Below are 24,492 nucleotides of genomic sequence, written 5' to 3'. Positions count from 1 at the left end.
GAATGTTTCGACGCAGCCATGCCAATCGCGTCCGAGTCCATGCCATGTGGCTCGTCTGAGGCGACCCGAACTAACCCAAGGCTGAAGCTCCCGGAACTCGTATTCATCACCCGGGAAAAGGTTCAGCCAACGAATTGAGCCAGAGCTTGTGCTTGGAAGAGTGCTTGTCCAACGATGGCCGCGGACGACGGTTGCCTGTTGTCTCAGAGGCAGTCCGGCCCAGTCGACCTCTTCCCATTCAAAGTCGAACGCCGTGGGAACGGAATTGCCATCCAAGAGAAGTAATCCCCGATGGTTTTCTGCCCAACCGGGATCGATAGCAGACCGCAAAGCAATTGGAAGGTCGGCGAGGCTTCCTACGTCGACTGTGCGAGTCCCGCTATTGGCGGTATTGGTGAGGTAAGCGCATGAGAACCCTTCGCGGGTTCGTGTGATCCGTAAAGCGAGGAAAGGCGTCGTTATATCGGTTGCCACTATTCGTGGGAGTCTCTCGACGCAAAATGGACGCATCTTGTTTCGCCCAGTGCGGTTAGTGACAAGGTTGCCGGACCCTCCCAGGCAAGTGTCTCGCACGCGCCTGGAGAAATGTCGATGCGATCTAGCACTTGGTCATCTCGCGTAATCTGGACGATCAGAAGGTGTTCAATCGCTTCGACTTCGAGCTGTCCTTGCTCTGGTGAACTCCCCGGTAACACGCGAATGCGCGCCCGGCCTGACCATACCAGTAGTACGCCTTCCAAGGAGTCATCTGGAGGGCTTGATGCATCGGAGCTCATCGGCACCGCGAGTTGCGGTGTCAAAACCATGTCAGGGAATGTTGCGGTTACTTGGTCGAAGACATGGCGCAACCATGTCCAAAGGGTGTCCCCGAACTGATTCTCGGACGCGGCCTTCTGTTGAAGCGCGATCCTAGCTGGTTCGCGGACGGCCTCAGCGGCCTCGAAGAGGATACTTTGATATTCCCATCGGGGATCGTCAGGTGAGCCCATCGCAGTTCCGGTGATCACCTCGACGCCATTGCTAAGGGAACGATGTGCGAGTCGACCTGGACGTGCTGTCGTCGCCGTGGTGGGATCGTCGTTTAGAAAATCCGTCGCAAGTGCTCTAACGGCTCGCAGGCGCTCCACGCTTAGCTCCCCAACGACGCGACCGACCTCCGGGCGATAGGCCCACACTGGATTCCATACCTGGATCATCCCCGCTTCAGGATCAAACGGTCCATCGGACTCTTGGAGGATCAAGTCCCACGCACAGGCATAGTCGGTCTCGCCGGACGCAATCCAGCCGTACCAGATGTCATTGACTTCCGCGCTTGGCCCATCGAGAAGCACATACACCGGTGAGCCCATAAATGCCGGCAGTGACACACCCGCTGGCACATTCAGCGTATCGACTGAGATGATTTGTCCGGGTCGCGGGGGTGACCTGAAGTTTGCGGAACGCAACCGCCCGTAACGCTCGATCCGGTCCCGAACAGCCGCAGGTAGAGGCGATGAGGGTTCCGAAGCAGTTTCATCGGCGGAAGATTCTTCAGATGCAACAGTAGCGTAGGCCTGCCAATCTGGGTGATTGCGCGCCGCCGCGGCGATCTCCGGCGGGACACGACCATTTTGAACGCCCTCAATCAACGCGTCGCTTAGACCCAGATGTCGTCTTTTGACCCACGCCAGGGGAGGCGATAGTCGATAGCCTTTGGATTCTCCGGTCACGGCTGCACGCCCTCCTGGTCCGATGCTATCAATAACGACTCTTGGCAAAGAATTTTCAAGGCATCACGGACAGCGGCTCGATTATCGCGCGTAATGGGGATACCTAGACCGACGATCCATTGCCCGACCAGCGTCTCCTCAAAGAATGCGTCGGGTGACTCGCCGTGCCAATTGAATCCCAATTTGCCGGCCTTATAGGCATACGAACGAACATTTAGGCGTCGCGCCAAAGCCTGCATCGTCTCGCCGGAATCGGAACCCGGACAGTAGGAAAGGGCGAGGAATGCCTGCACCCACGATTCCTGTTGTTCCAAGAATCGCCTTGCGGAATCTCGTACGTCCATAGCCCTGATGTTTAGCGACTCCAGTTCCTCGAAGTCTGGGTTGGATTCGGGTGCAGCGGTGTTCTCGATAATGCTTACACTCACCTCACCGCTAGTTTCCACCGTATCGCTCTGGAGGTACTTACCGCGTGTGCGATGGGATCGGATGACATCAATGAGATACCTCCGGTAGAAGACCTTAAGCGCCCGTACGCTCTCACAAGTTGTATCGCCTTTACCCGTCAGGACTTTATCGAGCAGAAAGTCCTGAACGTACTGGCGCGCCCGGTCAGCCGGGCTTGGCAACCCATCGAGGCTCTGCAATTGGGAAAATTCTTTTGGTGGTCTAAAACTGATCAACTGCTGTTGTATCAGCGTGCACAAACGCTCTAGCACGCGAGGGTCATGAGCATGGCGCTGCGACCACAAATGCGCCAGCTCAGAGTCGAGGCTACTCATGCCAGGGGCCTTTGGTGTGGCAGTCCTGAAGCCACCGCATCAGTTCAATACGCCCACCTTGAGTAAGCGTCCCTATGCTGGCCCCGACGGCAGACGGGTCGATTACTTCGTAGCGGAAATAGGCCTTGCTCTCTTCACCGTCACTACGACGCCGGGTCCAAAATGTTTTGTCAGGCGTCAAAGCGAAGAAATCAGTCGATGTCCGAGATTTCTTGGTCGTACACGGTAGTACGGCCCTTAGCGGACCATTACGCCTGACTTGGACTATGGGGCGGAATCGAACCGGTGTGCGTCGGTCACTGCCGAATACCAACGCGGACTGGAGGCACAAGCTAATCATCCCTGATGCCTTTTCTTCAGCTAACCATGTTGGCATCGCGGCCGGTTCGGCTGCCTCTATGGATGCCCGAAACATGCTTACTCTCCTTGTGTAGCGAAAGCTCAATATATCAGCTACTTCGTCAACGGAGGAGTGCTTTTTCTGCCTTTTTGATCCGAAAACCCCCTGGTGCTCAGGGGCGCGAGATCACGGCCACGTCCCTCGAAAGCCGCCGGCGTGAAGCACTCATGTCTCGGATCTATAAAAAACTGAAAAAAGACCTTTTTGGCCGTCTAGTTGATTTGCGTCGGGACCTTTTTCCAAGGACTCACGTTTTTCGCAAGCCGGATCATCCTGTCTTGTGCCCCCGTCCTGATCTCGCTCATCCAAAGGGGCTTTTAAAAATCCGGATGGGGGACCCGTTTCAATTGACGAATATGTTCAGTTCCTTCCGCTGCTCATAGAAGTTTAAAAAAGCTCTCGAGGTGGATCGTTGATGTGTATGTCGCCTTATCTTTCGTCGAAGGAGTTCGCTGGGAAGGGCGAGTTCAAAACGGGAAACAAAACGGATAAAGGGGAACTCAAGTGCTCGCAAAGCTTTTCTGCGCTAAGACCATTTTCTTGCTGCTTTACGGCGCTCGCTTCGGGCTGAGTACCAGCTTGATCCTGATCCAGCGGGTGGTTGTCTTGATGGCCATCTTCTTGATTGCGATTACTCCGAGGAGCGTCGGACTAAAGAAGTTGGATATTGAACGTTCCGCGTAAAGCGCGACAACGCGATCGAATCTACGGACTGGGTCTGCCACAAAAGAGGGAAATTGTATGAACAAGAAGGAAAGAGTTCTGGGCTCGAGTGCAGTGTCTGTTGTGGGCATTGCGGCAACGATCAAAGGCCTTGCGGCCGCAGCGGGGCCCGTATTGTCAACGGCAAAGATCAGCGCCATAGGGGCTACCGTCGGCGGCGGCGCCGGCGCCATGGTCGGTTCCGGCGTGGGCATAGCCACTGGTGGAATCGCGATGCCGGGAACCATCCCATTCGCAGTCGGAGGGGCGGCGATTGGCAGCTGGGCCGGCCCCGCGCTCGCGGTGTTTGGAATCGGCACGGCGCCCGCGTGGGCGGTGCCTTTGGCGATTGCCGGTGGCGTGGTTGCCGTAGGGGGCACCGGCTGGCTCTGCTACCAAGGACTGCAATACATCATCGAACGCCCCGATGTATCGGAAGAGTCCTGAATGCACGTTCGACGACCGCGGCGCGACAGCATCCAGCGTCATCCAGGATCTGGGGGAGCAATGACCATGGCCTCTAAATCGAAAGATATCGCGAAACCCCAAGTAAATCCTTGGCTAGGTTCATTCTTCGGAATCGCGACCGCATTGGGCTTACTGCATTCCTACCCGGTCTCAGACATGAGTCCCATGACGGTGGGGGCCGTCGTCATGCTGCTTGGCTGCCTCGTCTATCAGTATCTTGTGCCAATTTGTGTCCTCAATCGTCGAGCATTCCTTTCTCACGTCACGGTTGAAGAGAGCCGCTTTCGGCGATGGTTCTGGCGTGGGAACCTGCTTCGCGTTCGACTGATCTTCACAGCCTTGTTCACGTCGCTCCTGGCGCTGCTTTTAACGGCACAACTTGATCTCCATGAATGGTTAGTCATCATTGTGAGCGTCCCCAGCTTCCTATTGGTGTTCGGGATCGCATCAAGGCTTTGGGGTCACGACGTAGCGCCTGAGTACCGGCTTGCAGTGATCTTGCGAATCGCATTCTGGTCCAACCTTGCCCTAGTTTCGCTCGTGGTCGCGTTGATGCAGGTGTTCTGGGTAGAAGTCCCGGTGTCGAGTCATTTGTCCTGGCCGGATCTCCTCCAAGCGGCCTACCTGAAGGGATATCGGGCGGCCGAATGGGCTCCCGTGGGTTGGTTGTTGGGCCTGGATAGTGCGATATCCGCTGGGGTATGGCATGCGATCCAGCTCGCCAGCGCCGTCGCAAAGGGGCCCGCGCTTCTTTTGGCGTCCGGACTAGCGTTCGCGTGGATGGCATTGAAACTTGGCGCGGTCTGGCAGGTTTTCCTTGGAATAGTCGTGCTGTTTTCTAAGTTATCGACGGTGCAGCTAGACACGCAGGCCCGCTGGGTTCCGAAGGGAGCAGTGCTAATGGGCTTCGGCGCAGCTCTGGCTATTCTCTATGGTCTACATGACAGCGGTACACGTTTGCCGAAATGGCCGGATTCAGGGAACTTAGGAATTTCCCAGCTTCTTCCTACGGACCCCTGCGGAGCGCGTCGTTCAAGTCGCGTCCAAACCGCGTCCCAACGCGCCTCAGAGGAGCTTGTCAATCGGCAAGCTGAGCTTGATGCACGAATCCTTGCCCTGCTCGATGAGCGCATAGACGCTGCTTTCGAGCGAACTGAGCAGGCAGTCGATAGCTTCCTGGATTGGAACTTCAGTATTGAGGGGCAGTATGCGCAGCTCGGATACCTTGCCGCGTCTGCTATGGAATCCGATGCGTTTGACAGATACATGGCCTCGAAGGTGGATTCCTATGTGCGTAATGCATTGGCACCAGCAATTGCAGATGCTGCGGACGGAATCCGTGGCGAGTTCGAGGCATCAGTGAAGGCGGCCTATAGCGGACACGATGCTGTCGTCGATCGACTGATCCAAGAGGCCAGCTGCGTCGAGCTGCAGCAGCCCGCTGCGCGACTGGAGGATCATCTCAATAAGTCGCTGGTCGGGATCGGAGTGGGCGCAGGCATTCTGAGTACGCGTTTGAATGGCCGAATGGGCGCAAGAATGGTCAATGGGTTGGCGATGAAACGCGCAATGTCTGCAATTGCGGCCAAAGGTGCGACAAGGACGGCCACGATGACCACCGGTGGTGCTGCAGGTCTAGCGTGCGGCCCTTACGCCATCATCTGCGTTCCGGTGCTATTGGCCGCCACATGGCTAGGAACTGACGCCGCTTTTAATTTCGTGGACGAAAGCCTTCATCGTGAGGAGATGCGGGAAGAAATGCTTCGTGAAGTTGAGAGGGAGAAGGTGGCGTTGAAGGCCCGACTGCGGGAGGCCTACCTAGGGGCATCTGCACAAGCGTTTCGGGAGTTACGTGAGTATCAAGCAGCCCGATTCAACATCTTTCGTGATGGGAATTGAGGTAGCAGCGGGCCGTGCGCCCTTACTCCTAGCCATGCGCGACGCGGGAAACCCGGTATTTCTGCCGCGGGAAAAGACCCCTAGATAAGCCGCTCGAGAATGTGGTGCTCGTAGTCCGATTTTTATCGGTGACGTCCCCCCGCTTTTCGACGCCATCTTAGAACTGGACGAAGCTGGCTTCTTGGGTCCTCCAACCAAAGATGAGTACATAAAGAAGTCGAGGTTTACGGAAGAGCAGATCATTTGAGACAAGCGCTGGGGGGAGGACGATCTGGCGAATGCCAGCCGGCTCGAGGTCAGCTCCGTGAGCTTTAATGCGTCCAATTCGCTGTTAGCTGTAGCCATGCCTCCAAAACTCAGTGGCAGGGCGCCACCGTGCCCAAAACGAACGGGCGAGCGTTAAGGCTGCCTCCGACAAAGACATCCTTACCTCGGGACGCAATCGCAAGCCCGGAGACACCAATCCCTGAACTCAGAGAGAGTGAGTTCAGGGGCGCTTCATCCGGTGCGATACAAAAGACCTCGGACTCGGCAATCCATGGCCGTGCGTACGGCATATCCGGAGTGCGCCAATCGGTATCGTTCTGGGCGAACAAGACCTCGGAAGAGACTCTTGCGGTAGCCCGCGTTACCGCCAGAAGTAGGTGGCCATTCTCGATCGGCCCGGCGAACTTGGCGGAAATCGTGTAACCGGGTGCCTCATCCAAGACAAGCCTCCGCCATGATGAGGACTCTGGTGATAGCTCGCCCATCACGAGCGTATCGTTCACGCCACACTGCGACATCTCTTTGCCAACTGCGATAAATTGGCCAGATTCGGTTGTGATGACATCCTGAACCGCCACGTCCTCAAGCACGTGTTGAGCCAGCATCTGGGCCCCGTCCGAACTGAGCCAAACAAGATGTGTCGAGAGGGGGGGCGCACAATGCGTAAGCGTATTCAACGACGTTAGACTGCGCGCGTCTTCGTTGATTTCCGGCATTCGGGGCGTTACGAAAACCAGGATGTAGTCCGAAGAGGCCCTTATCTTGGCGGCTGCCACGTCAGAGTAATGGGTGGTCAACGCCAATTGATGCGGTTCCGGTGACCGGCCATCGGGTTTCACGAGTTCGACCAAGAACCTGAATTTTCTATCTGTAAGCTGGTCAGGCTTTGGACTTGCAACACTCTGAACGATCAGGACAGCGATGGTTCTATCGCGGCCCTGGGCTACTGAGTTGGCCAAACCGGTTTTCGTCTGAAGTTGGAAAGACTGAGTTAAAAGCTCCTCGTTCGCGGAATAGACTCGGCGAATGACCGGGGTAAGAGACTGCGGAAGTGTGGCCGCATCGGCGCCGAACACGAAGGTCTCATCCTGGCTCGTTGTCGTTACCCCCCGAGGGGCAATGTCTTTCAGTATTTCCGTGAGATCCAGTGAGGGACCAATGCGATGCACGATGCCCCGGTCCAACACCGTGCTTGCCACGAGGTCTGCAGATCCGGTGACCGTTGCCATTTCCAGAACCGCTCCCTCTTCCTGGAGGGTCGTTAAGGTCGAGGGGCGTGCCTCGGGTGCGTGGGTCCGGAACGTATCACCTAGCATCGCGAATGCCGCCCAGTGTCGAGGATGTTGTAGCGCCCGCCTGCTAGTTTCCAGGTATTCGAGTTTGGCACGGGTCAGCGCATGTGCAGCAGACCGATCGGACTGCGTGAAATGTGTAAAGAAGGAAGTTACCAGCGTTTCTGAGGCGAAAGTTTCTACTGGCCAGAAAGACGCGAGGACAGCAGGTACTCCGGCGGTGGCAAAAGCCGTGGTCAGACCCTGAATCTCTGAACTGAAATACTCAGTATCGACATTCGCGGTATTGCATGCGGAGAGCACCGCGATATCTGCAGCAAGATTCAGGTCGGCTATTTCGGATGCGGTTAGAAGTCCGTCATTCCAAGGATTGGCTTCTGAAACGGGGGTTAGGACCAGTGCCGACTCACCAAGGTCTCCGCCATCGTTTCTGATCAGGCCATGGGTGGCGAAATGGAGATACTGATAGCGACTCAAGATATCTGTGCGGAAGGCTTCTTCTGTCGCTGCTGGACCGACGATGAGTTTGCCCCGGTTGCTCAGCAAGTTGTAGATGTTCTGTGCTTCTCGCGCAGTGTTTGGGATCCGGGCTAGTGCGGCCAGCCCATCTTGGCTCATCTTCGGAGACGCTCGACGTGTAATTGACGCCAAAGCTTCCGAACCGGACGGCAGGGAGCCATCGAGAGCGGGGTCCGCGATCGAGAGCAATGTTCCCGTTCCAACTCTTGGGATTTCTAGAATACGACGTTGGGCAAGGAAGCCACGAACCGAATAGACATAGACAAAACTATTCTCTCGTAGAGCCCAGGGCGCTTCGCCCAAAAGCCAGCCGAAATTGTCCCTGGGTGGCTCCGAGGCTAGCGTGGCCTCCAACGGAGCATTTGCGAACATGGCAGACGGTGCGATGAACACTGTCATCCCTGGTTCAATACACTGAGCGGGACCATGTCGCCGTGGCTTGAGTATCGCGTTGTAGACCCTTATCGCCTCCTGCACGGGGTACGTACTGTCGGCCATGAGGCTAGGCGGATGATCGGCCACCAATGCGGAGTTGAGTGTATTGAGATCTTTCGCGAGCTGCTCGTGATCGATGTGGTATTGGATAGCTGTGGCGTCATCCTCCGTGATGCAGACGGAATTCATCGTTCCATCCGGCGCCAGACCCAATGCAAGAAGAACTTCACCCGGTTTCAAGTGCGCTTGAAGGTCCGTCATATTTGGCACGAGGGGAAGTTCTTGGTAATCAGACCTCGCAAGCAGAGTCTCGGCAGCTTTGTACCGGTTTAACGTAGTGTCGGCCAGGGACCAATACTTGACGGAATCCAACGCGAGAGGCTCAGGTGCCCCTGTGCCTTTAGGTGATTCATGTGAATCAACAGTTCTCGCGATAAGTTGGCGGATAACGTGGGATTGCTTGGATCTCAGACGTGCGGCGGTATGCACAGATTTCCTGACGTTGGAGTTCGTTGCGGCGGCGATTTCTGCAAGTGCATCGGATTGCCGTGAGTGCAGGCCGCGTGTTGAGTACTCCACTGCATAAAGCACAAGCTCGGCATCTAAACCCCTCGCGGTCCTGTTCTGAGTAAGCAGGCTGGCACTCGCGATGGCGATGAATTTTCGATACAGCCCTGGATCAAACAGGATTCCGGGAGTGATCGTATGCACCTCGCTAATGCTCTGGCGTAAAGTCTCTATGGCTTGTCTGGCGTAGCTGACATGGTCGAAGGAAGGGTCATCGGCGGAAAGCATTCCAATGGCCACGGATCTCGCTGCTGAGAGCTCGAGATCGACGTCAAATCGCCAAGGACTATGGAGCACGGTCCACGCCCGATTCCGCCAATCGGCATCCGCATCTTCTAGCGTGCCGGAGACACCCCGTGCGAGGACCTCGATGGGCGTGATATAGCTCTCAAAGTGATCCGGTTCGTCGGGTGGCGGCGCCGGTCCGTAATGAACGCGTTCTGCTCGCATCGCACCAAGGCTGTACTCCAGACACTCTGGCTCAGCGCCAGTGATCACGCAGGCACCTGCCTGGATGGCGCGTAGCACAATTCTCCGATCCGTGAACCGTGAGGCGGGAATGTCGAGTGCTCCAAGGCCATCTATTGCTTCCTGGGCATCAGAAGCGGCTTCATCTGGCCTGGCCATCGCGAAGTTCAGCTCTGATTCCATCGCCTTGAGGAGTGCGTACTCAAGGCTAGGTGCGGAGGCGTACTGGTGTAGGAGGGGCAATGCCGCGTGCATCAAGCCATCGGCCTCGACCAGGCGCCCCGCTCTCAATTCAATATCAATAGCAGTGGCGAGCAGATAGGCGTACTGGCGGAAGCTGCGGGCCGAAGGCTTCAGGGCAGCAAGGGCAAGCAGCCCCCGATCCGCCGCCTTCTCGGCATTCTCTGTGCGTCCCAGCGAAAGCCACATTTGGCTCTTGACGAACTGGTCCGCAATGTAGAGACCAGGATCAGAGTAAAGGACCTCGGCGATGCTGGCGGGTTGGGCAGCAAGTGCGCCTTCTATCTGTGAGTGGGGGGCAAAGTGCAGAGTAAAGAGATTCAGCACGTACGCCCGCAAAGTTAAAAAGAGCAGCTTGTCTTGGTCCCCGAAAGATGCCGGCTGTACCTTCTGGATCGAGCGGACGATGTTTTGCATGCAATGTACATGGCGGGCGAGAGTGCAGGTCTCAGCCAGCTCTCGCACAAACCCCATATCCTCCAGAGACGGCTCGTTTTCCAGCAGTGATGCAAGCTCATCCTGCCAAATAGTAATGGCCTGCATCGGGTTGCCTGATACGTAAAGCCTCCGGGCCGTGTCGCCGACAGGTTCAGGCGGGACTGTGCCCCCGGCGGATAGAGGGGATAGCGTCGCCAATGCAAGGAAAGAGAGGATGAAAAGCCGGACCCGTATCCGAAAGCCCTTCGGCCAATCCATGACGACGGGTATTTCGTAGGACGTGCTCATGATGTTCCGCGGTGATAGTCCCTGAAAATGATACGGATAGTATCTGTAAGCGGACCGAGCAATAATTGCATGGTTCACATATGGTAGTCGTGTATGACCGACTCGGAGATTATCGCCGCTCTTTGTCGCGGGAAGCGGGAGCAACAGCTCGCGATTAAGAACCTCTACGAGCAGTATGCAAGCAGGATGCTCAGGTATTTCGTGCACCATGGGGTGAGTGGCGAGGATGCTCAAGATCTGCTGCAGGAAACCATCCTAAAGATCTATAGATCGGCATCGGGTTACACTGAACAAGGCACGGCACGGGCTTGGATCTGGACCATCGCACGTAACTGTCTATATGACTATCATCGCCATCGAGCGGGCCGGTTCGAGCAGGCTGGCGATCAAGTCTCCGACGATGTCGCTTCCCAACCTGACCGGCTCGAGCTCAGACCGGAATCATTGACCGAGAGCGACGAATTGAGAGACTGCGTGGCAAATGGCTTGGAATATTTCGGGCGAGTCTGGCCTGAGAGTGCTTACGCACTGACGCTCTGGGTTGAGGGCTATACCATGTCAGATATCTCGGAGCAGATCGGGCGCACCGTTCGCGCGACGACTGAATACCTGAGCCAATGTCGGCGGAAGCTTAAAGATTTTCTTCAACCCTGCCTGTCGTTGCTTACTGACCCCGTATGACCTCCCCGGATAACAAGACTTCTGATGACTGGCTAAAGGTGCTTAGGGGCCAGTCAACGACGGAGCTTGCGAGCGGTGATGCGCAAGCCGCGAGTGCAGTTCGCGATGCAATTCGGCGGAGGGCAGAACGTATGGACCGGTCTGTCCCCGAGCCGAGTCCGGCGGCCCTGGAGCGAATCCAATTTGCCGTTGCTCGAGAGCGAAAGAACAGGGTCCAGCACCGCAGAACAATTTGGCCCCCCGTGGTCGGTTTAGCTGCGACTATTGGCGCGATCGGGATATTGGTCAGTCCGCTTGTTCCCATGCAGGTCTCTGAAAAGACCCCAGCCTCAACCGAGTCAGAGCCAGCGGTACAGTCGAGTCCTTTGGTGAGCAAGTTTGCTCTGGTGCTGCCGGTGCCTGACCCTGGTGAAGCCGCTCGCTACTTGCGCGATGAGTTGGAATCAGCAGGTTCGCCATGGATGGCGCGCGGCAACGGCGGGGCGGGTAGGGGACCTGACGGTTCTCAAACCGGGGAAGCAGCGCCGGCCCTGCCCGAAGTGTCGGTTCAGGCACTTTCGGATGGTCGCGTCCTGCTACGTGTCCCGGCGCACGATGCCTACCTGGAAGCCCTAAGAACGAACGGTTTCGATGTCCAGCCGCATGATGGCATGGTCGAGATTCTGCTTGTTCCAGAAAAAACCAATTAAAACAATAAGGTAATGCCGCTGCTGTCGACGTGCGCCGGGACGAAAACAGTCCCGGCGCTCCCCATCTGACCGGTTTCGGCTGGGCTTGGACAGGCAAAGTCCTGATGTTTTCCCGCGATCTACGTTTAGTAACCCAGAACTCATCACATTGTTCTGGGAGTGCGGACTATGTATGGCGTAATCACCCCTACCCACGCGCGTGGGATCCGAAGAGCCGAATGTGCCGAAGCGAGGCGGCAGCTTTCTGAGCGTCTTTCCACATTCTCCGCACGGCGGGCGCCGGTCCGGCGCCGACCCTGGACGAAGTACTGGCTTAATACCTTCCAAAGAACATCCGGCCCGTTGTCCGTAGCCACTGTGGTCTCAAGTGGACGACGTGCTCGTATCGACCACTTGGTATTAGAGCCGTTACCTGAGACCACAGGACCCCAAGGGCTGGTGTTGCAGATGATTTCGGTTGATTACCGCACGCGACAGTCCATGGCGACATCCACAGGGATTCACATCACTGCCCATGCGTTGGAGCGGCTCGCAACGCGGGGAAAAAAGCTATCGGTCGCCGCATGGGCGGATGAACTGAAACCCGCACTCTTGGCGCTCTTCTTCATGAAAGCGCATTTTCAGCCTCTAGTTGACGGGGCGCTCGTGAAGGGGAGGGGGTGTGTGCAAATTCCCACGCGGTCGGGGCATGCGAGAGCCATTTTCCTTGACGGGCAGGTGCGGATTGTCACGTGGCTCCATGATCTCGATCTGAGCGACCACGCCAGGCATCTGGCCGCACTTGAGTGGGCAAGTCTCGTGCAGTGGCTAGCACAGGTCCTTGGCATTCGGAGCGGCCTGACGGCGACGTCGTACCAAAAACTGATGGATCAAAAGACTTTCGTCACGGAGGGCAAGTAGATGGCTCGCTTGAACAAGATCGAGCGCGATTTTATCGCTCATCACGGCATCCCAGCTTCTTCAATCGAGGATCTGAGTGGATTGCCTCGCACTGAATGGAGGCAGCGAATGCGGTCAACGAACGCGTTAGTAAGCATCGCCGGAGCGCCATGTCGGGCATTTGGGCACCGACTGAGAGTGTCGGGTGGCCAGTGCGCTCAGTGCAATCCGCATTCACTCGGCTACACGAGACGGCACCGTTCCCCCGGCTTTGTCTACGTGGCGTTTTCTACAGAACTGGCATGCAGAAAGGTCGGAACGGCGGTGGATCCGCGGGCCCGGATTGAGCTTTTGTCGCGAGAGAAATATGGCGGAGCCGTGGACTGGGTGCTTGAAGCGAGCTTCCAAACGGACCGAGCCGGCGACGTGGAGACCCGAGCACAGAGAGCCCTGAAGCGATTCAGGCAAGACGGTTCGTACCGAAAGGAAGGCAAAAGTATCAATGCGAAAGAATTGTTCTGCGCCGACTTGCAGCAGGTTCGCAAAGCCATCAGAAAGGCGTTGCGCGACATCGGACGTGAATGATGATTAGCCAGGGGTTCCCCGTGCCGTAGGTGATACAGAATTTAGCTGATGCTCGCCGCATCGAGAGGACTTTTTTATGACCAAGCTCGATCACGAGAAGCAGAATCGCTGGGACAAGGCGAAGATGCCTGAGCAACCTGCTCGGATCGCGATTTCCCCTGATCTGACCCGGCTCTATCCGGACCATGCCAAGAAATTCGCGATTCTCTATCCACCAAAGGATCCACCGACACTTAGAAAAAAGCGACCAGAGACACTCATTCGATGTCGGGCATGTCACAGTCTCGTGGGGCGCAGGAAGTACAAGCAGCACCTGCTGCGGGCTCACTTTAAATCATGTTGTCCCATATGCGGACGTAAGGTGCATACACTTCGACGCCTCTTGCAGCACGTTAGCAGCGCGCATGGCAAAGCCGCCGGGCGCGACCTCAGACGACAGCTGGCGCCGGGCCGGCGTTTGCAAGCCAAGAACCGATCAACGTCATGTGGCGCATGACAGGTTGAATAACTGGCGGGATTGAAGCAATTCCACGTTCCTTGAATCCACAGAACTAATTGGGCTCGATTGCTCCCAGGAACTTAGGGCCGGTCCCGCAGGAAGCGATTGAATGAGTCGGATCCCATGACTTCAACGAGGTTTCCATATAGATGAGAACAGACAGCAGCATGTTGGGTGAGTACTGCACCGACCTCTACCAGCGCACCTATACCTTGTGGCGAGGGCTGGAGGGCCGGTATGCGACCTGGGAGTGCCGGTACAGCATCCTCTACGGGCCTCCTGTCGCGAACCCAGAGTTGATGATTATCGGGAGCAATCCGGGCTTCAACACCAGCGATCTTTACGATGCGGAGGTGCTTACCTGGCCAAGAAAGAACGAGTACCTGGCGAAGCACTGGCCGCTGGCTGTCCGGCTGCGATCGCTCTTCGAGTCGGCAGGCGCCCCGGGCGCCCTCGCGCAGTCAGTCGGGACCAACCGGCTGTTCTTCAAGAGCAAGAGCCTGGGGCGTCATCCGACCGGCTTGGGATGGCAGGACAATCCGGCATCCATAAGGCGAGACCTTGAGGCCTATTGCAGTGCCGAGTGCGAGAAACTCATGGCCGTTTTGCAACCACGACGCGTTCTCGCTCTTGGCTTGGGGGTCTTCGATCAGGTGGTTGGTGTCTCCGAGAGCCAAATCACGGGAACCGGAGGCCGGCGCATTGCCGCATCAGGGTTTGCCTGTGGGATCCCCGTCTTGGGCATCATTCATCCCACTGGAGCACGCGTGTCGAACGTGGAGTGGCAGCGCGTGGCCGAATGGCTGGGGGCGGCATTTGGTCGCCAACCTGAGAGACCTGAGGTGCCAGATGAGACTCCGGTCGACACAGATTCAGAGATTCCTGCCGTAGCACAAGGCCTTGGTGCAGGCGGAGGGGGGCGGCAACCGCCTCTCAGACCAGACACCGTGATCAGGGCGGCACGTAAACCTTCTTCTTCGTACAAATACCAGCCGATTCATGATTTCTGGCACGAGCTTGCCAGAATGGGAGAGATATCGGTGGCGGACTTCCACGACCACATGGGTTCGACAGGCTGGCGCCGGCCGCAGGGAAAGCCCCTGACATACGAGGTGACTCGCACGGATATCGCCTCTATGTGTCGCGAAGGCTTTGCAGTGCGGGTGCGCGGATAGCGGCTATCGTTCTAAAGAAAAGGAAGGTCGTCTCTGGACCCGAAACACTTCTGCGCTCAACGCGGTGGGGCGAATCCCGAATCTAGGGCGCTTCTTTTTTCCTGGTCGTGGAAGACGGTCGGGGCAGGATTTGATGGATCAGTTTGGCGACTGTTTCCAGCACGCGCTGTTGTTCGTCGGTCAACTCGCCTGAAACCAAGATTTGAGCACGCAGCCCGGCCCCAAACGTATACGAAAAGTCCGGGATGACAACAGCTTCTTGAGAGAGGTCCAACTTCGCTTCCGGGTTGGTAAGGGCTGATACTGGATATTTCTGAATCCGTTCTTCGCCGGATAAAACTCGGCTCATCGTTTGGGGTGAGACGGATGCTAAAGCAGCTTCGATCTGTTTTTCCTGATATCCCTCACGCCGGAGTAACGCAGCGAATCGGTTTCTCGTGTCGTCTGGGTCGGGAAGAAACTCGTCCCATAAGTCGGCCGCCACCAGCATCTTGCGCCTGATTCGCTCCTGTGTTGCAAGCCGCGAGTCCCCTGCACGAACAAAAGCATCGGAGATACGAATGATCTTTTCGCGGCTGGGTCGGACTACACCGCGTTCGACGCGACTCAGATAACCATGATTGAGCCCGGAAAGATCTCCTAATTTCCTCAACGATAGCCCCAAACTTCTACGTTCTGAGCGTATGGCCTCTCCAAGTCGCGTCATAAGTGGGTCCCCATGCTGTATTGTGTACCGGTGCACACCGGTGCATACTAACTGAGCCGCTTGCCACGGTCAAAGTTTGGGCCGGTTGGTAATGTTAGAGAGCTCCACGAAGGGTAGTCGGATGAAAAGGATCACCACGGAAATCCATACGGCACTCTTGGTTGCCGAGAAATTGTGCCCATGTTGCGTTGGGCCCGGCACCCTGGACAAGTTACTAAAGCGAACCCGGGCGTCCTGCTCAGAAAGCGAGTTCTTCGCGGCAATTGGCGCCGTCGACCCATCAACCATTCCGGACCACCTGGTCGAAAGATTCGTGCGGGTGTTGGTCGACGAATCAAGCGACAAGAGTGACTTGATCGCCCTCGCTCGACGCTGGGCCCTCTCATATCCCGATGGGGCGCCGGTACTTGATTTCCTATTGTCGCGACTTTTCGTTGGTGCTCGGACTCCAGATCGGCTCGCTAGCCTTTACGCAGGAGACCCATGGATCATTGCGAAGGTCCTTATTGCGGTAGTAGGAAAACTCGTCGAGACCGCGCACTCGGCGAGGAATCAGAGGCCGACGCGTCAATCCGCCGTGGAGTGGGTGCCGATCCTAGACTCACTTGTCAGGGAGCTACATAGCTCGACCGCTTGCGTCTTGGCCTCGGTCCGGGACAGTGGCTCAAATTTTGTCGACTCCCCGGAGTCTGGTGTCAGGAACGCCGAGACGAAGCTTAGTCGACTCCTGGAGACGACCATTTGGGGAGCGCTCGAGTTCTTGAGCGCTGAACAGGGAGTTCCACGTGAGGCCATTGAAGCCCTTTGTCGGGGAAATCTTCCCGTCGGTGGAATGGCATTGCGTGGTCCCAAGGTGGCCAGGAATCTGCATGTGAATAACCGGGCCGCACTGCCTGCGTACTTGCTTGCAGCACCTCGGCCTGGTCGGGTCAGGAAGTACTTCCGGCCGGCTCTTGAGCAAAGCATCGATGCCCACGACGAAAAGACCGCTAAAGAACTGGCGGCTTTCGTTCATGCTGAGCTAGGTGCGGAGTTTCTTTGCGAAATCGTAGCGCCCCAATTCGTGAGTCCGGCAATGCCGGATTTCGCACGGTTCGCACTGGGCCTCCTCTCTGGAGATCCTTTTAGCTCGGATAAACTCACCCGGCTTAAGGCAGCACTCCACGAAGCATGTAGACAAGCGGTCGAAATCGAGCGGGCTCGACGTGTCGAGATGGAGGCGGACAATCGAGACCGGTTGCGGTGGCAGCGTCGCGTCGAGCGAAACCGAGAGAGGGTTGCCCAGGCTGAGCGAGTTCAGGCGGAAGAGGCCAGGAGGCGATGGGAGCAGGTCGTTGACTCTAGACGAGCTCATCCGTTGCCCCGGCTGGTTCAGGAGTGGTGCGAACTGGATCCAGCTGAAAGATTGGCCAATGTGGCTCTATGTGAGATCTACCAGCCCGCTTCGTTTCCGAATGGGTGGGCGGAGGTAAACGATGGTTGTCTAGATGCCTTGGGTCCGGAGACGCTAAGGGTACTACTCAACCGTACGGAACGCGTTCAGAACGGACCATGGAGGAAGCTCCACCGGCGGGCGGCAGAGCTTCTAGGGCGAGTAACCTAGCGCCAGTGTTCGATTGACGTGCCCCAGGTTTCGCGCTCACCGGGACAAGGTGCGTGGAGTGCCCCGGTTTGGCGAGCACGTCCGAGGTAGCTTGGGTTGGTGAACGCTGGGCACGCAAATGGGTGCACATAGTAGATGCCGAAGTTGCGAGAAGCAGCGGAAACAGGGAGTGTGACGGGGGCGCCGTCTGGGCAGTTCATAGATCTGGTGACTTTCGGGAGCTCGCGGGATTGGACTCTGCCACGTTCGAGAAGGAATTTCGGAAGTTTAAACTGGACTTTCACCCCATTACCTGAAATATAAAATTTGCATGGAGACCGACGCTTGATTACTCCCTCCCGCCGCTCCGGTCGGTCGCCGTCAAACGCGGCTCATTCGGAGCGTTGGGCAGTTAAGCTTCCATGACAGCAGATCTCTTAATGATTCTTGGGACATCTCGTGGCCAACGTAGCGCTTCACTCTCGCCTCCCTAAACGCACGCTCTTGGAGGCTGGGGCTCTTCCGTTCTCGTCTCTCGCGGCATTCGCCGCTCGAGAAGGACGCCGCCCGCGCCCGATCTACCAGATCCACAAGTGGTTCGCAAGGCGCCTCGGGTGCTCGTTCCGCGCCGTGCTCATCGGCGCGATCTCAGAGCCGACGGCCGACTTTTGGAAGGCGTACTACGAGACAGGGAACCTTCAGGGTGTCACCGTCCTCGACCCGTTCGTCGGCGGCGGAACTTCGGTCGTCGAGGCCGCACGCCTCGGGGCATCGGCGATTGGTGTCGACGTCGACCCCATCGCCTGCGCGGTCACGACCGCCGAGCTTACCGCCGCGACTCTCGAGGACCTGCTTCCGACGCTGTGCGCACTCCAGGAGCGCGTCGGCAAGAAGCTCGCACCGCTGTATGCCGTGAAGGGCCATGACGGCACGCAGCTAACCGCTGTCCACTACTTCTGGGTCCAAATCGTCGCGTGCCCGTCGTGCAAGAAGGTCGGCGAGGCTCATCCGAACTACATCCTCGCCGAGGAGGCTGGCCAGAAGCGGTGGGCGTTCTGCAGGAAGTGTCACGAACCCCACTCGCTGAAGGCGATCCATAAGAGCTTCTCCTGCACGTCGTGCGAGACGAAGACGGTGCTCAACTCAGCGCCCGTGCAGAGCGGCACGTACACCTGCCCGCACTGCGACAAGCGGACACCGCTCATCAAACTGGGGCGTCAGACGGAGGTGCCGCCGACGTGGCGCTTGTTCGCGATCGAGGCGACCCCCCGCACAACGGGCCGTTCCGTGCCGATGAAAGAGCGTGTCTTCCTGAAGGCCGCCGCCGCTCATCAAGCGGCTGTCGCGCGAGCCACCAAGGCGCTCCGACAGGAGATCGAGGCCGACCCAGAGTTCCTGCCTCTCCACGGCATTGAGGACAAGTACCGGTCTGACACGCGCCTCACTGACTACGGCTACCGGCGGTGGTCCCAGCTCTTTAACGATCGCCAGCTCCTCCACCTCGGTCGCCTTGCGCGTGAGATCAAGAAGCTCTCCGAAGACCAGCGCCGCGCCTTCGGGCTCGCGTTCAGCAACCATCTCACGACGAACTGCATGCTCACGTCCTACGCGGCTGGGTGGCGACGTCTCACGCCGCTCTTCAGCATCAGGGCGTTCCGGCACGTGCCTCGCCCCGTCGAGTTGAACCCGTGGCTCGAGGGCACGGGCCGCGGCACCTTCCCGAACGCGATCCGTCAAGTGTTGCGTGCGTCGGCGTTCGCCAAGGCGCCGAAGGAGCCCGCGCGCTGGGGCGGTTTCCGCGAAGTCGAGGCCGTGGCGCCGACGACTGCACCCAGAGTGTTCAGCGGTAACGCGCGCGAGCTCACCTTCGTCGAGTCGAACTCCGTCGACATGGTGCTTACCGACCCGCCGTACTTCGACAACATCACGTACTCGGAGTTGTCGGACTTCTTCCAGCCGTGGCTCGAGCACATGGGGCTCGTGCCCGAGGCTGCGAAGCGCCGCATCCTCGTGAAGCGGGCGCTCAGTGCACGCCGAAACAATGAGGAGAGCGTCGAGGAGTTCGCCGCGAACCTTGGCGAGGCCTTCAGCGAAGTCCGTCGCGTCCTCAAGCCGCACGGGCTCCTCGCGTTCACGTTCCGGCACAGCACGACCGAGGGTTGGCTCGCGATGGCGAAGGCGCTCGCGCTTGGCGGGCTGAAGCCCGTGCAGGTACTCCCGATGCCCGGCGAGGCCGGTATGGGGCTGCACACGCACGACGGTACGAGCCTCTGGGACGCGGTCCTCGTGTTCCGCAAGCGCCCCACCACGACTCCGATCGAGAACCTAAGCAAGGAACAGATCGCCGCCGCGCGCGCCAACGCGCGTCGCTGGCGCGATCGGTTCCGCCGCCAGGATAGGCTTCCGTTCAACGACGCCGACTTCGCCAACTTGTTCCGCGCGTCGCTCGTTGGCGCAAGTCTGGGCCTCTACGGCCACGCTGACGACGCCCAAGGCATTCGCCTTCGGAATGCCCTCGAAGTTGCTGCCGGACAGTAAATCGGAGACGAAATGCCGAACCGAACCGAACCCGTTGTTGGGAAGCACTCGCTGAGCCAGTTCATAAGGACGAACTGTCTTCGGCAGTTGGCGTTCAACCTCTATCCCGACAACAACGACTACGCGCAGAAGCGCGCACAGCTCCAGATGCCGTACCCGCAGTCGCCTCGGCCAGGGCTGCCGCAGGTGCAGAGGGCAGGCGACGAGTGGCAGGCCGAGAAGCTCCACGATCTCACGCAGACGTTCGGGGCCCAATCGATCGTCGGATCAGCCTACACGCTTCAGAGCGGTCAGGTCCGGTATAAGCAGATCCAGCTCGCAGCGCACCTCTCGAAGACGACGCCGACGAAGTTCATAGTCGAGTCGACGCTCAGCATCGGGAAAACGTTCCAGCAGGCGCTAGGGGTCGTCGGTCACGCCACGCAATACTCGCTTCAGTACAGCGAGCTGCGCCCCGACATCATCGAGGTTCTGCCCGCTGCCAAGTTCCCCTCGTTCATTTCGGCGGACGGGAGCATTTCGTCTCTGCCCTCGGGGGACGCCCGGCGGCAGCTTCGCATCATCGATATCAAGCTGAGCGCCGATCCATCGCCAGCGTACTTTGCCGAGGTCGCCTTTTACAGCATGGCACTAGCCGGATGGCTCCATGACCAGGGGCTGGCCGGGCAGTTTGTCGTCGTCCCCGACGCCGCCGTGTGGCCCGGCACCCACGAGGCCTCGAAGCTCGTCCAAGCGAGCCGTCAGGCCCAGCGGCAGGGCGTTACGCCGTCAACCGCCCAGCTCTGGGCTGCGATGCAGGAGGACCTCGAGACCTCGCCATTCGAGGTCTTCGCATTCCGCGTCCGACGCTTCTTCCAATCCGACCTGCCGAGGGCGCTCGCCAGCCACTGGAGTGCGCTTGAATTCCACGTCGACAACCGCTGCTCGTTCTGTGAGTACCTCGGGGAGGATCGTCCTCCGAGTCAACACGATCCCAAGGTGGCCCCTCACGACAACCACTGCCTCCCGCTCGCCCTATCCCAGGACCACCTGAGCCGCGTCGCATTCGTGTCGCAGGGCGCGCGCCTCAGCCTGAACCAGGCCGGCGTTGGGCACGTCAAATCGCTCGCGCAATGCTTGGGCACGGACCCCGTGTTCGATACGCACCAGACCTTGCGTGCGACGCGCACGGTCGTCGCGGGCCGTGCGTCGTCGCTTCAGTCGGGCACCGTCACGATCCCTGCTCAGACGGGCTCATCTGCGTCCATGCCGAAATGGGCGGACCTTCGCATCTTTCTCTCGGTCGACTTCGATATCGGAAGCGCCATCACCGTTGCGTTCGGCTTGAAGGCATTCTGGCACGAACCGCGCGCGTTTCAGTCGCCGCTGACTTCGCCGCGGCAGAACAGAGCCTGGCGGTCGAACGCGCGCATCGTCATCGACCGCGACCTCGCCTCCGAGGAGCACGAGCTTCTCGCCTTCCTGCAGGAGATCCACGACATCATCCAGTGGTGTCAGACGCAGGACGCGCGGACGCTGCAGAACCCGCTCCTCGCGGGGCTCACGCCTCAGCGTCGCCCCGACTACCAGACGAGCTTGCAGGTCTATATATGGGACTCTCTGCAGTACGACCACCTCACAAGAGTAATCGGGCGTCATCTGCAGGCAATCCTCGCGAACCAAAACCTCAGCTACCTAGCCTGGCTATTCCCGCCCGAGGAGCTGCTGGAGAACCCCGATTCCATAGTGCGCCGGTCTCCGATCACGATCGTTCGGGACGTGATCCGTTCGATGCTGGCAGCGCCCATTCCCCACTACTACAGCCTCTTCGAGGTCGCTCGCCTGTACCACCAGCCGTCGCTGCCGGCGAGCGTCGCGACATTCAACGTCCATCCACTCTTCGCGACGTCGCTAAGCGACCAGATTCCGTCTGAGCGCGCACACGAGATCTGGTCCCGAATCACGACGCCGCGGCATTGGCAACAGCAGATGCAGACCTACGTGGAGACTGTGAAAAAGCGACTGTCCGCCCTTGAGACCGTTGCACAGCGGCTAGAGACCGACCTGAAGCCTCGCCTGACGCAGAGCGCGCCGGTGATCCAGATTGGCCCCCCGTCTCGTCAGCCGAGTACGAGCTCCGATGGCCAGCTCTGGTTCGCCTTCACGAAGCTGAGCAAGGCGCTCGAGGAACTCGATGTACAGCATGTGCGGGCGATGCCCGCGCACGAACGCGCAGCCCGGTTCCGAAGTGCCCGGCTGGTCCAGCGTCTCGTCGGCCAGCCGGAAACTGACGCTCTCGCGAGACTCGGGCTCGTGCCGCAGGTCGGTCGACGCGTGTACCTGCTCTCGCCAGACTCCCACGACGTGAAGGCAAAGGTCGGAGACTTTTCGTTCGCGCTCGTGCCCGAGAACGCGCCGGGCCTCCTTGACCGCAAGATCGCGGGCGTCGTACGCAACACGGCCTTCGACGCGACAGTGAACCAGCGTCTCGGCAAACGTTACTGGCACGCGCTCGTTGAAGATCTGACGTGCGTGACCATCGCGGGCTTGGACCGGAACAACGGCCTCATCGCCCTCGACGCCTCCGCTTTGAACTGGCCCACGGCTCTCGACGAGTTCCAAGCCTCGGGCTTGGTCAACCTCGAGCAGAATGTCGTGCTCGACCCGGTCCACAACGACTTCTTCACCAAGAAGCTCGACGTGACGCTGAAAGCCATCGGCAACCCGACCATCGCTTCTAGCAAACCGCTTGTGATGAGGGCTACGGGGCAGGCAGGGGCGCGCGCTCGTCGTTCGCGTAAACAGGTCCCGGCCGCCGAGTTCCTGTGGAGCCCCGCCACGCTAGCGACATCAGTGGTCTCGCGGAGCCTTGGGAACGTCCGGGCGCAGCTCACGACGCACGGGCTGACCCTGAACAACGGGCAGTGGCAGGCATGGCAGGATGCCCTCACGCATCGGGCGCGCCTGGTCTGGGGGCCGCCGGGGACCGGCAAGAGCCGTACGGTGCGTGCGATCGCGGTGGGCGCGGTCCTCGAGGCACTCGAAAGCAACCGGCCTTTCCGTGTGTTGGTCTCGGCGTTCACCTACACGGCGATCGACAACGTCCTACTCGAGATCGCTCGCGATCTCGCAGCGCTCGCGCCGGGCGCGTGCGATGTTTTCCGTGTTCGCTCCCGTTACCAAGCGAACCCGGGCAACATCGCGCCGACGATCGACCTTGAACTGAACAAAGGCGTCCCTTCGCTTGTGCTGCGAGCGCTGCGCGCGCGGCTTCAGCAGCCGAATGGAGTCGTCGTTGTCGGTGCGACGTCGGAGCAAGTGCACAACCTCCTGACAACCGAGAACGGGAGAGCGACCAGCGAATTCTTTGACCTCATTCTCATCGACGAAGCGTCGCAGATGGACGTGGCCCACTCTATCTTGGCCATCGCTAGTATCGCCAACGGCGGCAGCGTTGTCCTCGCGGGCGACCCGCTGCAGCTCTCGCCGATCCAGCAGGCCGAGGCACCCAAGGGACTCGAGGATTTCGTCGGTTCCATCTACGGCTTCTGGAAGGAGCTACACCAGATTCCCGAGAGCCCTTTAAGTGTCAATTACCGCTCGAACGACTGCATTGTGGGTCTGGCTCGCCAGTCCGGATACCAAGCGACGCTGACGAGTCACTCACCCGCGCTAGAGCTGAACTTCCTTTCGCCCACCCCTACTGCACAGCCTGCAACCTGGGATGCGCGCCTGTTCTGGACGCACGAGTGGGCGGACATTCTCAACCCATCTCGGCCCGCAGTGTGCTTCGTCTATGAGGACGGCAGGAGCAGCCAGCGGAACGATTTCGAGGCGGACGCCGTCGCGTCCATGCTTTTGTTGCTACACGGCCAAATGGCGGATCAGCTCCGCAACGAGAACGACGCGGGCACTGGCCAGCCTATCCCGCCCACGACGACGGCTTACTCGGCGATTGATTTCTTCCGAAAGGCAGTTGGTGTCGTCACACCGCACCGTGCTCAGCAAGCGCTGATCGTTACGCGGCTCTTGCAGGTTTTCGGCGCGACGGGTGCGCTCGCAGAAGCGATCCGCGAGTCGGTCGACACCGTCGAGCGCTTTCAGGGACAGCAACGCGACATCATTATTGCGTCCTACTCGCTCGGCGACCCGGACCAGATCGCCGAGGAGGACGAGTTCTTGATGAGCCTCAATCGCTTCAACGTGATCGCATCTCGTGCACGTGCGAAGTTCGTCGTTCTGGTGTCGGAGGAGGTGATCGGTCACCTTGCGCATGACATCGCCGTTTTGCGCGAATCGCGCCTGCTGAAGTACTTCGCTGAATCCTTCTGCGGCAACGTTAGACCCATGTCGCTTGGATACCATGGCAGCAACGGGCGCGTCGATGTCCCAGGTGAGTTCAGATGGGCTTAGCGAGGACGGCGTACAGAAATCAATGTACAGGTAACCTGTGTTTCGGGATCATCAAACGTGCCGGTCATCCCAACGGTGTCGAAACCTATATCTCAGAAGAAGATATGATCTGCCTGCCGATTGTCGGACCGTTCTCGAGGAGATCGCCTGGATGGGTTGCGGTTAAGGACTTATTGAACTCCAGCGGTGTCAGGTGGAACGCGGAACTGAACCGCGTCCATTTGCCGAGCCTGAGCCAGATAGCGACGCCTTGGCCTTTAGGGCGTGAATTGGATAATTTGGCCGACTGGTA

General features: G+C 58.7%; 13 protein-coding genes and 1 pseudogene. 9 read left to right on the top strand and 5 right to left on the bottom strand.

What is annotated here, in order from left to right; genetic code table 11:
• Positions 1 to 473 precede the first annotated feature (473 nt).
• Entirely contained in the window at positions 474 to 1,709 is a 1,236-nt protein-coding gene (locus G8346_RS06475; RefSeq protein ID WP_166049336.1) for a hypothetical protein, read from the bottom strand.
• Positions 1,706 to 2,491, bottom strand: coding sequence for a hypothetical protein (locus G8346_RS06470; RefSeq protein ID WP_166049334.1), 786 nt, complete (start codon positions 2,489 to 2,491; stop codon positions 1,706 to 1,708). The genes G8346_RS06475 and G8346_RS06470 overlap by 4 nt, the downstream gene beginning before the upstream one ends.
• Before the next feature lie 1,141 nt (positions 2,492 to 3,632).
• On the opposite strand from G8346_RS06470, the gene G8346_RS06465 reads away from it, so the two are divergent.
• Positions 3,633 to 4,040: a hypothetical protein gene (locus tag G8346_RS06465; RefSeq protein WP_166049332.1), complete on the top strand. Its 408-nt coding sequence runs from the start codon at positions 3,633 to 3,635 to the stop codon at positions 4,038 to 4,040.
• A 60-nt stretch (positions 4,041 to 4,100) separates the two neighbouring features.
• Positions 4,101 to 5,960, top strand: a complete 1,860-nt coding sequence (locus G8346_RS06460) for a hypothetical protein (RefSeq protein WP_166049330.1) — start codon at positions 4,101 to 4,103, stop codon at positions 5,958 to 5,960.
• Between the two features lie 356 nt (positions 5,961 to 6,316).
• Here G8346_RS06460 and G8346_RS06455 read toward each other — a convergent pair whose 3' ends face one another.
• Positions 6,317 to 10,474: a CHAT domain-containing protein gene (locus G8346_RS06455; protein WP_166049327.1), complete on the bottom strand. Its 4,158-nt coding sequence runs from the start codon at positions 10,472 to 10,474 to the stop codon at positions 6,317 to 6,319.
• A 93-nt stretch (positions 10,475 to 10,567) separates the two neighbouring features.
• On the opposite strand from G8346_RS06455, the gene G8346_RS06450 reads away from it, so the two are divergent.
• The 5 genes from G8346_RS06450 (at position 10,568) to G8346_RS06430 (ending at position 14,982) form a co-directional block, all read left to right on the top strand.
• Positions 10,568 to 11,155, top strand: a complete 588-nt coding sequence (locus tag G8346_RS06450; RefSeq protein WP_166049325.1) for an RNA polymerase sigma factor — start codon at positions 10,568 to 10,570, stop codon at positions 11,153 to 11,155.
• Positions 11,156 to 11,523: 368 nt separating this feature from the next.
• Positions 11,524 to 11,844: a hypothetical protein gene (locus G8346_RS06445; RefSeq protein ID WP_166049323.1), complete on the top strand. Its 321-nt coding sequence runs from the start codon at positions 11,524 to 11,526 to the stop codon at positions 11,842 to 11,844.
• Between the two features lie 438 nt (positions 11,845 to 12,282).
• A complete protein-coding gene (locus tag G8346_RS06440; protein WP_166049321.1) occupies positions 12,283 to 12,744 on the top strand; it encodes a hypothetical protein in 462 nt (153 codons plus the stop codon).
• Positions 12,745 to 12,753: 9 nt separating this feature from the next.
• Positions 12,754 to 13,308, top strand: a complete 555-nt coding sequence (locus G8346_RS06435; RefSeq protein ID WP_166049319.1) for a GIY-YIG nuclease family protein — start codon at positions 12,754 to 12,756, stop codon at positions 13,306 to 13,308.
• A gap of 648 nt (positions 13,309 to 13,956) precedes the next feature.
• Complete coding sequence (locus G8346_RS06430; protein ID WP_166049317.1) at positions 13,957 to 14,982, top strand: hypothetical protein; 1,026 nt, start codon at positions 13,957 to 13,959, stop codon at positions 14,980 to 14,982.
• An 82-nt stretch (positions 14,983 to 15,064) separates the two neighbouring features.
• Here G8346_RS06430 and G8346_RS06425 read toward each other — a convergent pair whose 3' ends face one another.
• Positions 15,065 to 15,472: a hypothetical protein gene (locus G8346_RS06425; protein WP_240901320.1), complete on the bottom strand. Its 408-nt coding sequence runs from the start codon at positions 15,470 to 15,472 to the stop codon at positions 15,065 to 15,067.
• Positions 15,473 to 15,535: 63 nt separating this feature from the next.
• Positions 15,536 to 15,688: pseudogene (locus G8346_RS15095) on the bottom strand (helix-turn-helix domain-containing protein); the annotation flags it as partial.
• A 2,212-nt stretch (positions 15,689 to 17,900) separates the two neighbouring features.
• On the opposite strand from G8346_RS15095, the gene G8346_RS15090 reads away from it, so the two are divergent.
• The gene (locus G8346_RS15090) at positions 17,901 to 19,808 is read left to right on the top strand and encodes a DNA methyltransferase (RefSeq protein WP_166049313.1); all 1,908 of its coding nucleotides are present in this window, start codon (positions 17,901 to 17,903) and stop codon (positions 19,806 to 19,808) included.
• Between the two features lie 87 nt (positions 19,809 to 19,895).
• A complete protein-coding gene (locus tag G8346_RS06415) occupies positions 19,896 to 24,200 on the top strand; it encodes a bifunctional RecB family nuclease/DEAD/DEAH box helicase (protein ID WP_166049311.1) in 4,305 nt (1,434 codons plus the stop codon).
• Positions 24,201 to 24,492: the final 292 nt, after the last annotated feature.

This window comes from Thioalkalivibrio sp. XN279 (assembly GCF_011089885.1).
Taxonomy (GTDB): Bacteria; Pseudomonadota; Gammaproteobacteria; order Steroidobacterales; family XN24; genus XN24.
The sequence above is the reverse complement of the archived record's forward strand: the minus strand, read 5'-3'. Positions and strand labels throughout refer to the sequence as shown.

Coding starts and splice junctions, on each gene's coding strand:
- G8346_RS06465 (WP_166049332.1), top strand. CDS start 3,633: ATGAACAAGAAGGAAAGAGTTCTGGGCTCGAGTGCAGTGTCTGTTGTG.
- G8346_RS06470 (WP_166049334.1), bottom strand. CDS start 2,491: ATGAGTAGCCTCGACTCTGAGCTGGCGCATTTGTGGTCGCAGCGCCAT.
- G8346_RS06460 (WP_166049330.1), top strand. CDS start 4,101: ATGACCATGGCCTCTAAATCGAAAGATATCGCGAAACCCCAAGTAAAT.
- G8346_RS06455 (WP_166049327.1), bottom strand. CDS start 10,474: ATGAGCACGTCCTACGAAATACCCGTCGTCATGGATTGGCCGAAGGGC.
- G8346_RS06450 (WP_166049325.1), top strand. CDS start 10,568: ATGACCGACTCGGAGATTATCGCCGCTCTTTGTCGCGGGAAGCGGGAG.
- G8346_RS06425 (WP_240901320.1), bottom strand. CDS start 15,472: ATGCTGGTGGCGGCCGACTTATGGGACGAGTTTCTTCCCGACCCAGAC.
- G8346_RS06430 (WP_166049317.1), top strand. CDS start 13,957: ATGAGAACAGACAGCAGCATGTTGGGTGAGTACTGCACCGACCTCTAC.